This window comes from Pasteurella sp. XG20, from assembly GCF_018968665.1.
Classification (GTDB): domain Bacteria; phylum Pseudomonadota; class Gammaproteobacteria; order Enterobacterales; family Pasteurellaceae; genus Pasteurella; species Pasteurella multocida.
Genome location: NZ_CP076656.1, coordinates 1,261,340 through 1,275,399 on the forward strand (window position 1 = coordinate 1,261,340; position 14,060 = coordinate 1,275,399).

11 protein-coding genes are annotated in these 14,060 nt (G+C 41.5%); 2 read left to right on the forward strand and 9 right to left on the reverse strand.

Translation table 11 applies throughout. The features are described from left to right. Positions 1-88 precede the first annotated feature (88 nt). Together KPF51_RS05775 and KPF51_RS05780 are read left to right on the forward strand one after the other, a co-directional pair. Positions 89-442, forward strand: a complete 354-nt coding sequence (locus tag KPF51_RS05775) for a RidA family protein (protein ID WP_005721544.1) — start codon at positions 89-91, stop codon at positions 440-442. A gap of 125 nt (positions 443-567) precedes the next feature. Continuing rightward, on the forward strand, positions 568-1,893 hold the full coding sequence (locus KPF51_RS05780; protein ID WP_211599585.1) for a sodium:proton antiporter: 1,326 nt from the start codon (positions 568-570) through the stop codon (positions 1,891-1,893). 52 nt (positions 1,894-1,945) lie between these two features. Here the strand turns inward: KPF51_RS05780 and dnaX are convergent, their stop codons facing one another. From dnaX to seqA, 9 genes are all read right to left on the reverse strand, one after another. Next, entirely contained in the window at positions 1,946-4,090 is a 2,145-nt protein-coding gene (gene dnaX / locus KPF51_RS05785; RefSeq protein WP_061405947.1) for a DNA polymerase III subunit gamma/tau, read from the reverse strand. Positions 4,091-4,124: 34 nt separating this feature from the next. Then, the gene (gene apt, locus KPF51_RS05790; RefSeq protein ID WP_005721540.1) at positions 4,125-4,667 is read right to left on the reverse strand and encodes an adenine phosphoribosyltransferase; all 543 of its coding nucleotides are present in this window, start codon (positions 4,665-4,667) and stop codon (positions 4,125-4,127) included. Positions 4,668-4,901: 234 nt separating this feature from the next. Then, the gene (lpxM, locus tag KPF51_RS05795) at positions 4,902-5,852 is read right to left on the reverse strand and encodes a lauroyl-Kdo(2)-lipid IV(A) myristoyltransferase (RefSeq protein WP_005721539.1); all 951 of its coding nucleotides are present in this window, start codon (positions 5,850-5,852) and stop codon (positions 4,902-4,904) included. Positions 5,853-5,863: 11 nt separating this feature from the next. Next, a complete protein-coding gene (locus KPF51_RS05800) occupies positions 5,864-6,628 on the reverse strand; it encodes a TSUP family transporter (protein ID WP_005726029.1) in 765 nt (254 codons plus the stop codon). A gap of 9 nt (positions 6,629-6,637) precedes the next feature. Continuing rightward, positions 6,638-7,498, reverse strand: a complete 861-nt coding sequence (mepA, locus tag KPF51_RS05805) for a penicillin-insensitive murein endopeptidase (protein WP_005726028.1) — start codon at positions 7,496-7,498, stop codon at positions 6,638-6,640. A gap of 64 nt (positions 7,499-7,562) precedes the next feature. Continuing rightward, on the reverse strand, positions 7,563-8,636 hold the full coding sequence (gene aroC, locus KPF51_RS05810) for a chorismate synthase (protein WP_005721535.1): 1,074 nt from the start codon (positions 8,634-8,636) through the stop codon (positions 7,563-7,565). Positions 8,637-8,639: 3 nt separating this feature from the next. Next, complete coding sequence (gene mscK / locus KPF51_RS05815; RefSeq protein ID WP_005726027.1) at positions 8,640-11,981, reverse strand: mechanosensitive channel MscK; 3,342 nt, start codon at positions 11,979-11,981, stop codon at positions 8,640-8,642. Beyond that, a complete protein-coding gene (menE, locus tag KPF51_RS05820; protein ID WP_061405946.1) occupies positions 11,978-13,396 on the reverse strand; it encodes an o-succinylbenzoate--CoA ligase in 1,419 nt (472 codons plus the stop codon). Before menE ends, mscK begins: the two co-directional genes overlap by 4 nt. A 2-nt stretch (positions 13,397-13,398) precedes the next feature. Continuing rightward, positions 13,399-14,019: a replication initiation negative regulator SeqA gene (seqA, locus tag KPF51_RS05825; RefSeq protein ID WP_010906604.1), complete on the reverse strand. Its 621-nt coding sequence runs from the start codon at positions 14,017-14,019 to the stop codon at positions 13,399-13,401. Positions 14,020-14,060: the final 41 nt, after the last annotated feature.

The window sequence follows — 14,060 nt, forward strand, 5'->3', positions numbered from 1 at the left end:
GCCAAAATTAAGTTGCTTAATTTTAACGAGTTTGATACAAAATAGATATAATCTTTATTTGTTATGTCATGAATAAGAGGAGAAAAAGATGGGAAAAGTGCATCGCTTTCACTCAAACGGTCGTTTATCTGAAATTGCCATTTATAATGGGATTATCCATTTAGCTGGACAAGTACCTGAAAAAACTACCACGGAAACCGCTTACGAGCAAACCAAAGAGGTGTTAGGTTTAATTGATCAACTTTTATCAGAAGCCGGCTCAAAAAAAGCACAAATTATTCATGCTCAGATTTATCTTGCCGATATGGATTATTATGACGAAATGAATAAAGCGTGGGATGAATGGGTCGATAAAGAAAATCCACCAACACGTGCCACTGTCGAAGCAAGACTGGCACACCCAGACTGGAAAGTAGAGATCGTACTCACGGCTGCCGCGTAATTTTTAAACGCAGTCATGTCACAAAACAATTTTCCATTCTAAATGCACCTATTTTGTCTTATACTTAACGGGCTGATTTTCACGAAAAATCAGCCTTTTTTCTTTTACTCTCTGGAAAGCAACCTATGAATATTTATACCTATATTTGTTTTTTATCCGCGATCTCCATTTTTATTGGGTTTGTCACCCGGAAACTCAGCGATAAAATCCAATACACCATCGCCATCACCGCCACCTCCATTATCGTTTCTGTTCTCTTCCTCATTTTCGGTCACCTTTCTTGGTTTAAATTAGATATCATTGCCACACAAGTCATGGAACAACTCGATTTCAAAAGTTTTCTGCTCAATGGTATCCTCGGTTTCTTATTATTTGCCGGTGCATTAGGTATAAAATTACCCGTTTTAAAAAACCAAAAATGGGAAATCACGGTGTTTGCGCTCTTTTCCACACTTGCCTCTACCTTTATTATCGGCGTCTTGCTTTACAGTGTTGCTTATCTCATTGGTCTACCAATTGACCTGATCTATTGCATTTTATTTGGCGCTTTAATTTCGCCAACAGACCCTATCGCGGTACTGGCAATTATTAAAAATTTAAAAGCACCAAAACGCCTTTCCATGCAAGTCGAAGGCGAGTCCTTGTTTAATGACGGGGTTGGTTTAGTAATTTTTACCACGATTTTTGCTGTCGCGTTTGGCGGGCACGCCCCAACATTAGCAGGCATTACGGAATTATTCTTACAAGAAGCTGTTGGCGGAATTTTGTTTGGTCTCGTGATTGGCTTCGTAGCACATTTATTGATTTCATCCACAGACGATGGAAGTTTGGAAATTCTATTGACTCTGACGATTCCTACTGCTGGTTTTATGCTCGCGAATATGTTGCATGTTTCTGGCGCTCTCGCCATGGTCGTAGCAGGTATTTTAATCGGCAACTGGACACGACACACGGGGTTTTCCAAACAAAGCCAACTCTACCTTGATCATTTTTGGGAAATGATTGATCACTTCTTAAATTCCCTCCTGTTCTTATTGATCGGCTTAGCACTGCTTTTAGTCGATTTCGGTGCTCAAGGCTTTATTTTATTGATACTCGCGATTCCAATTTGTTTAATCGGACGCTATATCAGCGTGTGGATGCCTTTCAAAGTGATGCAACGTTTTCGCTCGTATAATCCTTATACACTACGTATTCTAACATGGGGTGGACTACGTGGTGGTTTGTCACTTGCTATGTCATTATCGATTCCGAAAGGCATGTTATATCTTGAGCATATTGGGATGGATGTCCGAGATTTATTACTGGTAATGACTTATGCGGTAGTCACCTTCTCAATTCTAGTACAGGGTTCTACGATTGAAACAATGATCAAAAAATCCAAAGAAAGTATTCTACATCAACGAGGTTATATCGGATTGCACCCGAACAAGACAAGTTCTGAAGACTAAAAATACGCCCTCAAGATTGAGGGCGTGGAAATTCTCGTAAAATCGACCGCACTTAAATGGGTTTTACTGTCGAAAGCTCGATTTCTGCACTAAATTCATGTAAAAAAAGCTGCAATTTCTCATCTTGCTGTAACGCTTGTTGCGCTTTTTCACGCAACGCTTTATAGGTTTGCCGATACCATTCTGTTGGTGTCAAGTTGTCAGAGTCCGTCGGCGAGATCAGCACATTCATAGCTTGCTGTTGTAATTGGCTCAATGCTTGCTGTAACTGCTGTTGTGCATTCGTGGTGTGTAAGTGCGCTTTGTTGTCACGCACGCCAAGATGAAACGCCGCCCCATCATGTGAAAGTAAAATACAGTTTAAGGCTAATTCTTTGGTTAAATTCTGGATATCAAGTGACTCTACACAATCTGTCCAAAAATCTTGTTTACGTGCGATATCAATCACTTTCGCGCGCAATTCAGGCGTAATTTCTTGTTCTAAACGCTGTTTTAAAGCAGAAGGCTTAATCCCTTCTTGTGTTTTAGCCAATTCTGGATTACGCCATTCCCAACGATAAGTTTCCGCCAAAAGCGTATCATCGATGATGTCATCTTCGTCTTCTCCTTCAGGTTCAGTATGCTGTGTTGCTTGTAATACAGGCGTATTTAAAGGAGAGGTTGAGGATAGCGCCGTTTCTGGCGCAGATAGTGTTGATAAAGCGGAAGCCTTATTTTTTATGAAACTTGTATCACGCGGTTTACTTTCAATCACCGGTAATGATGTTAACGTAGAAGAGGAGGTATCACTTGATAAGGAAACCCGTGGTGCTAACGCTTCTGTTGATGAACTATACTTTTTTTTTTCTTTCTGTGGCGTGATAGTTAAATGATCTAATTTATCAATCTGAGCTAAAGCATCAAATGCAGGCGAATACGTTTCCGTTTCTTCTGTGTGTGTGTGCACCTTTTCCTCAACAGGAGGGCTAACCTGTGCCGGTGCTGCGACTGTTGATTTCACTTGGCTTTTATATTGCGATTTTATATTTTGTGAAACGATTGGGACTTCAATATGACGCGTTGATGAACCGCCTGTATCTTGCTCAGAGATGGGCGTTGCATGCGTTGGTGCCACAGCAACGAATTTAGGATGAAAGGCTAATGCCCGCAATAACGTCATTTCAACCCCAATACGACGATTTGGCGCATACGGCAGTTCTTTACGTCCCGTGAGCATAACTTGATAGAAAAACTGCACATCTTCTGGTGAAATATGACTGGCTAGAAAACCGATTCGACTCGTGTCATCCAGCTGTGAACTAGGCAATAACTGTTGCATGGCAATTTTATGCAAATTCTCGCCGATATCACGCAATAATTCGTCCCAATCTCCCCCTTTTTCCGCAACGGCTTGTACCCCTTTCATCACTGACTCACCCTGCCCTTGTTGCAAAGCATGGATAATGTCTAAAGCTTGATCATCATCGAGCAAGCCTAACATCTCATGCACCACATTTAAGGTAATGTTGCCATTACTCATTGCAATCGCTTGATCCGTTAAACTTAAGCTATCACGAATACTGCCCTGTGCAGCTTTGGCTAATTTTTCTAACCCAAGAAACTCAAAGGGGATTTTCTCTTGGGTAAGAATAAATTCAAGATGCTGTGCGATTTGTTGCTGTTCCAACGCCTTTAAATGAAACTGCATACAACGGGATAAAATCGTAATAGGCAGTTTTTGTGGATCAGTGGTCGCCAGTAAGAATTTGACATACTCCGGTGGTTCTTCTAAGGTTTTCAGTAAAGCGTTAAACGAATGACGGGAAAGCATATGGACTTCGTCGATTAGATAAACCTTATAGCGTCCTTGTACTGGTTTGTATTGTACATTATCCAATAACTCACGCGTATCTTCGACTTTCGTACGTGATGCTGCGTCAATTTCAATCAGATCAATAAAGTTTCCCTGTTCAATTGCTTTACAATGTTCACATTCACCACAAGGTTCAGCTGTCACACCATGAACGCAATTTAAGCCTTTCGCAAATAAACGAGCTATCGACGTTTTCCCTACACCACGCGTTCCAGAAAAGAGATAGGCATGATGCAGGCGATTTTCTTTCAACCCATTAGAAAGCGCGGTTAAAATATGGGTTTGCCCAACCACGTCACTAAAGGTTTTTGGTCGCCATTTTCGTGCCAAGACTTGATAACTCATTTATTTTCCTTTCTTCAATACTCAGAGATGCGGATTAATGCCCAGCAAAGTCCACTAAGGTATAAGCATCAATACCTAATGCATTTAAACGTGCTTCCCCACCTAAATCAGGCAAGTTAATCACAAAAGCAGCGTCTTGCACATCACCGCCTAAACGTTGAACTAATTTCACCGTGGCTTCTACGGTACCACCTGTGGCGAGCAAATCATCAATAATCAAAACTTTATCTTGTGCATGAATTGCATCAGTATGGATTTCAAGCGTATCTTGTCCATACTCTAACTGATAGGTTTGTGAAATAGTTTCACGTGGTAATTTGCCCGGTTTTCTCACCAGTACAAAAGGCACATTTAATGCTAAAGCCACAGGTGCACCAAAAATAAAACCACGTGATTCTGTTCCTAACACTTTGGTGATCCCTTTTTCTTTATAACGTGTCACAAAAAGATCAACCACGGTCTGAAAAGCTGCAGGAACTTCTAACAAACTGGTAATGTCGCGAAAAATAATCCCTTCTTTGGGATGATTTGGAATAGACTTAATGGAAGATTTAATCAAAGCAAGTTTATCGTTCATTTTTTTGCCTAATAAGTGCGGTTAAAATAAAAATTATTTTGTGATTTCAAATGGATAACACCAGCCATTTACACAAAAATACAATCAAAATGTTGCTCGTCATTTTCGCAAAAAATGCCTAGCAACTCAACTCTTTCTACGAGGCTTACTCCTTTTCTATCAGCCCGTTCAGCGCTGTCATATCATGATAAAAAGAGACGATCATCACGTTGACAAGCAGACATGCCCACTGACTTAAGCATAAATGTCAGTGCCGTCTTTACGGGTTTTTAGCAACCGTAAAATCCAAACATATTGTGCCGGTGTAGCCGTCACAAAACTTTCAATTTCTTGATTCATCGCGCGAGCTGCTTGTTCAGGATCATCACTCAATGTCATAGCAGGATGAATCTCTATTTCATATTTTCCCGATAAGGCATTATAGCGAGGAAACATCGGGATCACCGCTGCCTTCGCTAAGCGTGCAATTTTATTAATGCCCGGTAAAGTGGCTTTGTATGTGGCAAAAAAATCCACAAAGACACTTAACTCTGCCCCATAATCTTCATCTGGTAAATAATAGCCCATATCACCTTGCTTCACATGATTTAAAAACGGTTTAATCCCATTTTGACGGGCATGCATTTTGCCACCAAAACGTTGACGGGCAAAAGTCCATAACCAATCAACCAAAGGATTACGGTGTGGATTATACATAGAAGTCATTGGCATACCATGGGTATGTAAAATAATCCCTGAGGCATCGATTGCCCAAGCATGAGGCACTAATAAAATAATATTTTTGCCCTGCTCACGAGCGCGATGAATATGTTCTAGCCCGGTGAAACAACTACGGCGTTGTAAATGTCGTTTCGAGCGTATCGCAATTTCCCCAATTCCTAACATGACTTGCGTCACAATCACAAACATTTCTTCGATTGTCTGTTCACGTTGCGCTTCTGTCCAGTGAGGAAAACAATATTGTAAATTAATCTTGGCACGGTGACGTTGCTTTTTGGCTTTCCTTGCCACAATTTTCCCAATGTAACTGGCCAACTTATCACGTAAACGAAACGGCACAAAGGCAAGTAAAATCAAGCCGAAAATGCCTAACCAAATTAACCAATATTTTGGCTGTAAATAGGACCATGAAAACTGTGGTTGATAACCACTGCGAGCCGTTAAACGTGTATCTTCTTCTGACATTGCCATTCCTATTAGCTAAACCAACCTTGATCATAGGCCATTTTCATTGTCATGATAAATGACATCACCACGACCATTGGGCGAATTAATGTTTTCCCTTTACTGAGTACCATTTTAGCGCCTAAGTTTGCCCCAATAAATTGCCCTGCCATCATCGCAAATCCCACACTCCACATAATCTGTCCTCCAATTAAAAAGAAGATCAACGAGGCGACATTTGAGGTGAAATTTAACACTTTTGCATGCGCGGTGGCTTTTGTCAGATTAAATCCTAATAACATCACAAAGGCTAAACTCAGTAAGGATCCGGTTCCCGGACCAAAAAAACCGTCATAAAAACCAATACCTAGACCGGCAGTAAAGGCAAAGGCTAGATAGGAAATGCGTTTTTGGCGATCCTCATTGCCCAAAGTAGGACTAAATAAAAAATACAAACCAATGGCTAAAATTAAAAAAGGCAAGACTTTCTTAATGATGGCGCTATCGACAAGTTGAATTAAAACAGTCCCTAATGAGGCACCAATAAACGTCATCAATAAAATAAGCCAAACTTCCGCTAAATTGACCGCTCTTTGACGCAAAAAATATAAGCTCGCGGAAAAAGACCCCCCGCAAGCTTGTAATTTATTGGTTCCCAATGCAAGTGCTGGTGGCATCCCAGTCATTAATAAAGCCGGGATTGTAATTAATCCGCCGCCACCCGCAATCGCATCAATAAACCCCGCGACCAATGCTACGGCAAAGAGAAGTACAAGCACATTGATTCCAATTTCCATTTATTTTCCTTATTCCAACCATTCACTCCGATTGGGTGCATTTAAGATCTGTTGACACAAAGGGGGAGCTTGTGGAACCCCTTTAGGTTCACTTGGTGTTTTTGTCGGTTTCGGTGGCTCGAACCAAGAATATAATTCACTTCCACAGCCATCCCCTGCAGGCACTGGTGCTTGATTTTCACAGTAACTTGCCCCCTTTGGACAAGTCAAACGAACATGAAAGTGAGAATCATGTCCGAACCAAGGACGCACTTTATGCAACCATGCTCGCTGATTTCCCGCGCTCTGACATAATTTGAGTTTAATCGCTGGATTGACAAAAATACGCGTCACTTTTGGATCTTCTGCTGCCAGCTTAATTAATAAGGCATGATTGTTGTTCCAAACTCGCTCATCTACACGCTGTGCTTTACGATCGACCACCAACAAGCCTTTGCCATCAGAATTCAATGCATCTTGATCAGACATAGTGCCCATACGCAACCAAATATCCGCATCTAAGCCCATTTGGTGACTGGCATGCCCCGTCAAAAAACGTCCACCACCGGGCATAGCAATATCGCCAATCAGCATTGTAGGTAACCCTGCGGCTTTGACTTTTTTGCCCAAACGTTGCAAATAGTCAATCATATCGGGGTGACCATAATAACGATTGCGATTTTTACGAATCACTTGATAACCATCACCTTTATAGGGTAAGGCTTGCGCGCCAATAATACAGCCATTGGAATAACTACCAATCGGCTCAGGACTGCCTGGAATCGGGCGTTTGATTTTCTGCCATTCTTGTGGCGACGCATAAGCAAGGCTACACAACAGGCTGAAAAGTGCGGTCAACATCACCGCGATATTAACGCTTTTTTTCATCATATTCGTGGATGTCATCCTCAATTAAACCTCGTGTTGGTGCCATCCTTTGCACGTGACTTCATCATTATCTATTTTGCGCTTTATGTCTTAATAAGTGATCGAGTAAAACAATCGCAACCATCGCTTCAGCAATCGGTACGGCACGAATCCCCACACAAGGATCATGACGTCCTTTCGTAATCACCTCGACAGGCTCATTGGCAAGATTGACTGAACGCCCCGGAATTGTGATGCTTGAAGTTGGTTTTAAAGCAATTGTCGCGACAATCGGTTGACCTGAGCTAATACCGCCCAGAATACCACCCGCATGATTAGACAAAAAACCTTCCGGTGTCATTTCATCGCGATGTGCTGAACCACGCTGATTAACCACCGCAAAGCCATCACCAATTTCCACTGCTTTCACCGCATTAATGCCCATCAAGGCGTGAGCCAGATCCGCATCTAAACGATCAAACACGGGTTCACCCAAGCCAACTGGCACATTTTCTGCCACTACCGTTAATTTTGCCCCAATCGAATCACCCTCTTTTTTCAGCTGACGAATTAATTCATCAAATTTTTCCACCGCACTCGGATCCGGACAAAAGAACGGATTACTGTTGACTTGTTGCCAATCAATTTGCTCAATCACTTGCGGGGCAATCGCCACATCACCAATTTGAGCCAAAAAGCCTCTCACCTCTACGCCAAAATGCTCACGCAAATATTTTTTCGCGATGGCACCTGCGGCAACTCGCATGGCTGTTTCTCGTGCGGAAGAACGCCCACCACCACGATAATCGCGTATCCCGTATTTTTGTTGGTAGGTAAAATCAGCGTGTCCAGGACGAAAACGATCTTTAATGTCACCATAATCTTGCGAACGTTGATCCGCATTTTTGATGATCATCCCGATACTCGTCCCCGTGGTTTTACCTTCAAACACACCCGATAAAATCTGCACTTCGTCATCTTCACGACGCGGTGTGGTATAACGCGATGTACCAGGTTTACGGCGATCTAAATCAGGTTGAATGTCTGCTTCAGATAAACTCAGCCCGGGTGGCACACCATCCACAATACAGCCGAGCGCAATCCCATGTGATTCACCAAATGTTGTTACCTGAAAAAGTTGCCCAATTGTATTTCCTGCCATCTTTTATCCTTCCTGTTTTTGCGTTGGAAAACATTGTTGATTCAGTTTAATTTCTTCGTTGGTTACCTGATTTTTAATGAAGACATCCAACTGGTTAAATGAAATTTCAATATTATTTTCTTCAAATAAGCTGTTAATACGACGGTTTAAGCAATCGACTGTCGGATTCCGATCCGCCAATTTGCCTACGTATAAACGTAGCTCATGATCCAATGAGCTTGCCCCAAAGTTTAAGAAGTACACTACCGGTTCTGGATCTTTCAACACACGATCACATTCTGTCGCCGCTTGCAGTAATAAACGTTTGGTTAACTCCAGATCTGAACCATAGCCTACCCCAACACGAATCACCACACGCGTAACCGAATCATTAAGTGCCCAGTTGACCAAACGTTCTGTTACAAACGCTTTATTTGGCACAATCACTTCTTTACGGTCAAAATCAATTAACGTAGTCGAACGAATACGAATACGTGATACGGTACCGGAATATTCACCAATCGTAATCACATCACCAATGCGCACTGGACGCTCAAATAAAATGATCAAACCTGACACAAAGTTAGCAAAGATTTCTTGCAAACCAAAACCTAGACCCACAGACAAGGCAGCAAATAACCATTGTAATTTCGACCATGACATCCCTAAAGTCGAAAAGGCGACGCCCGCGCCAATCGCAATAATGAAATAAGTGGCTAAGGTCGTAATGGTATAAGGCGTGCCTTGGGAAAAGCTCACCCGTGAAAACACTAATACTTCAAGCAAACCGCCAATATTACGCACTAACGCATACATGGCAATTAAAATCACTACTGCCAACAACAGATTCAATAAAGTAATGGACTCCATCACTGTTCCCGCTGCGGTAGTGACACTTTGTTGCCATAATGTGACACCCTGTAAGTAATAGGCGACAGTAACCAAATCAGACCAAACCCAATATAACATGCCTAATAAAATGACCGTTAACAGCAAATCAGTGACACGTAATACTTGATCTTTGACTTGGGCGATACCTAAACTTTCGTTTTGCTGTAACTCCAGCCCAATACTCAATTCTTCTTCCGTATTGACTTTTGGCTGCGCCTGTTGCTCGATTTTTTCTTTCAAACGATTGTAAGATAAACGACGCGAGGATACCGTTAAACCACGGTGAATCACATTTTTTAACACTAACCAAGTGACAACCACAAAATAAGAGGACATTAAATGTTCCATCAAATTCAGTGCCGTATAGTAGTAGCCCATCACAACAAGCACAATCAGGATAATCGGTGCCGCAACAAGGAAAAAACGCCCTATTTTTAACACCATATGAATTGATTTAGTGTTATCCTCCGATGAATTTTCATACGATTTCACGGCATCTTGAATACGTGGACCAATAATCAATAAAGAAATAAACAACACCGAAATTGTCATCACTTGCCCAATCACATCGTTAGTAATCCCCGTTTCTAAATGTGTAAAGAGCGAGGCATTAATCCATAACGCGGAAATCCAAACAGAGCGACCAAAAACACGATAAAAGCGATCGACACTTTCTTTTGGCATACTAAAATGGCGATAAGCAATCCCATTTGGACGTAACAGCGATAACATAAAGGCGAAGAAACACCAATAGCCGCCCATGCTGACAACCCAACTTGCTAAATTCAATGGTTCTGCAAAACACAAATACACCATAAACACTAGCAATGCAGTAAAAATGAAAGTGCTAGGTAAACATAACACCAACGTCCATAAAATGGCTTCGGGAGTGTGCCATTGGCTATCCGAAGTGAGTGTATTAATTTTTTGATTAATATTGGTTAAACGTTGTTTAATTTTTGCTTTCTGTAATTGAATCAAGAAAGTGAATACCAGTAATAGCGCAATGATTAATGCCGCAGGTACCAAATTCTCACGCCAATTGGAAAAATCAATTTGCTTAATAATCTCCGTTACTTGCACTTGAACCGCAGGTAAAAATTGTTTGACCCAATCTACATCCATCGGAGCATTACTTTTTACCCAGAAGCTTTGTTGCTGCAATTTACTTTGTAGTTGATCACTAATTAACGCAACTTGCTTTTGGTTAAGCTCAATATTAATCACCAAATTGAGCTGGTTATTAAGCAAACTAATGATGTCAGATAATAACTTACGGCGCTCTTGTAAAATCGAATCTAAGCTGGCTTTTTCTTGCGCACTAAACGCGACTTGTTGTTTCTTTTCAAGCGCTGAAATATAGCTCTGCGGATCATAAAGATTATCCCGCATCTCAGTCAGATCAAAGATACGGACACGCAGATCCGTGATGCGTTTCGATAACCCAGCAATCATTTCATCTTGTGGTAACAACTCTTTTTGTTTATTAATAATGCGTGACAACACCAGTGAACCTTGCAAGGCACTAATTTGATCTTCAATATTGCGTTGTGTCTGTTGTAAGTTATTCAGCACATTTTTAATACGTAAATTATCTTGCGATAACGTATTCATTTCGGTGGTTTGTTGCACTAGCGCCTGGCTTAATCGCACATTCTGCTCTAACTGACTTGCTACTTCAGGATGTGTAGTGCCTTTATTTTCCAATTGCGATTTGGTCAGTTGCTCCACTTGCTGTTGCGATTCTTTTAAATATTTCTGGTTAATCGCATCCTGTAAATTCTTAATCTGTTCTTGCAACTGCGCAACTTCTAAGTTCTTATCTTCTAGCTCGAGCGTATATAATGTGGTTAAGACATTATTGCCTTGCAATAACAATTTATTAAAACTGTTTTGCAATTCTAATAAGGCTAATTCCGTTTCTAGCTTCACTTTTCCACTTGGTATGGTGTCCGCATTCGCTAATAACTTATTAATTTCTTGTACACGGGTTAAATTCGCATTGAGTGTCACTTGGGCACGTTCTGGCGCAGTGCGAAGCGTGACCAATTCAGTATTCAGTCCTGTTGCATCTGCTTGAATTTGTTGTAATGCTTGTTGCGTACTCAATAACTTGGCTTGTAAATCAGCCAAAGACAATTTCTCAAATTGTGTTGCGGAAGGTGCTGGCGTACTTTTCAGCGTTTCTAAACGTTTTTGCGCTTTTGTCGTTTGCTCTGCAGCCCCATCAATACGCGCCTCTAAGTCTTTAATATCCGCTTTCTGCTTGTCAATTTTTGCCAACAATGCCAAGGTTTCTTCTAAATTCTGTACCACAGTTTTACTATTGGTATCATTTTGCTCTGCACTTTTGGCAACTTTTAATTGGGCTTGAATATCATTTGGTGTAGGAAGTTGAGCGAATGTGTATGCGTTGAACATAAAACATAAGCTCAGGGCAAAAAAGGCCTTTTTAACTAAATGTGTTTTTTTCATTCGTGAGTTCCTAGTAAATCCTGTAAGGCTAATTTTAATCTTGTTCGAGAAATTTTAATTGCACCTTGTTGTAATTGTTGTGTATTCAAAGGGAAATAAGCCACGGGGTGTTTAAATTTTTCCAATTTATCCGCAAGCCAAAGCGTCAATGCCTCAACAAGTGCGTCAGAAAAAGGCACAGAAAATTCGATGAACGCCACGGGGCGTTGTCCAAACTCAATATCCGCTTTCGGCAACACAAACACTTGTTTGACATATTGCCATTGCTGAATTATCCGTTCGATTTCTTCGGGCTGTATGTTTTCACCACCGGAAATGAACATATTATCAATTCGTCCTAAAATTACCAACTCATTATCACGCCATATCCCTTTATCTTTTGTGGCAAACCAACCTTGTGTATTGGTGAGCGGTAAAATCGTTCCCTGTTGCCAATAACCAAGCGCTAATCCCGCACCTTTCAGCCAGATTTCGCCCTCAACGAGTCGATATTCACGTCCACATAACGGTTGACCAACGCCCATTTTATCATCACTTCGTTTCGCAAATACGGTCGACGCCATTTCCGTCATGCCATATCCCGAATAACTTTGCACGCCCCATTTTGCTAATTGTGCAGTTAATGACGTCGGAATCTGCGCCCCACCGAGCAAAATATGCTGGGTTTTTAACGAGCTGTCTAAAATCGTATTCTCCTGCCAATAAGATAATAAACGTTGTAATTGAGTCGGGACTAAAGAAACATGTGTCGCTTGCCTGACAGACGCATAAAAGTCCGCTTGTGGAAAATGTAAGACTGCGCCTGCACGTAACCAACGCCAAAGGATCCCCTGCCCTGAAACATGATATAAAGGCAAAGAAAGTAACCATGACGCATTTGCGTCAAACTGCATGAGTTCACAAACGCCTTTGGCATTATCTAAATGCGCTTGTAGGTGATGAACAACCGCTTTAGGAACACCACTAGACCCAGAGGTTAAAGTCATGGTAGCGGGAATAAAAAAGTTTTCACAATCTGACCGCACTTCTGGTTCAACTTGTTCCACTTGAACATTCACAGTTAACGAAATCGCTTGGCAGTCACGCAAGAGTAAGGCATGTGGCGCATAATAAAACTCAATATCTGCCGCACGGCAATATTGCTGAATTTTTTCGACAGGAAAAGCAGGATTAAGCGGAAAGACTCGTGCGCCAATCTGAATAGTGGCTAAGTAGAGTAATAACAAGTCCAGTTCATTCTTACCACATAAAGCGACACCGGAATTAGGTTGAACGCCATGGTATTGCAAAAGCTTAGCATACTGGCTGATTTGCTCAAAAAGCTGTCGCCATGTAAAAACCTCGCCTTGCGGATCTCGCAAGGCGATTTGGTTTTGTTTAATGGGATCAGATGCGAATCGCTGCCAAGGAAACATAACTAATTGGCAACAAAATAGCTACGCACTTCTTCAATTAAGTCCGCCGGTAAATGCATCGATTGCATTGCGCCTTCTAGCATCAACATTTTGCGACCACTATTGGTATTGGTGATCACCCAATATGGCGTATCGGGAATTTGCTTTGGCTTCGTTTGATTTCCCGCCATTAATAACGTGCCTTCATCACGCGCAAAATAAACACGGGTACGCCCTTGCAATGATTCAGTTGCTTGCGCAAAACTTTCTGGGTTCGTACGATAAAGCACTTTCAAAATATTTAAAAAACGTACAACCGCTTTACTTTCTTGTTGAAATGCATCAGAACGGAGTAAGTCACGAACTTTGGTGACCACTTGCTGAATAGACTCATCAGATTGTTTTTTAGGTAAGATTTTTGGATTTTCAAAAACCGCTTCTGTTTCTGCTTGGACGGCAGGTTGTGGCGCTGTTGGTGCAGGCTCTGTCGTTTTAACCGCCACGGGAGGCACTTCTGTTTTTTCAACAGCTTTATTAGAAAAATTAAGCAAACGGCGCAAAATATCCGATGCGCTTTCGCCAATAGACTGCGTTTGACTCGCAATATATTGATAAAGCTCTTCATCAACTTCAATAATTTTCATTTTTTCCTCCACTTGCTTGATCTCTTTCAGATTTTGCAACA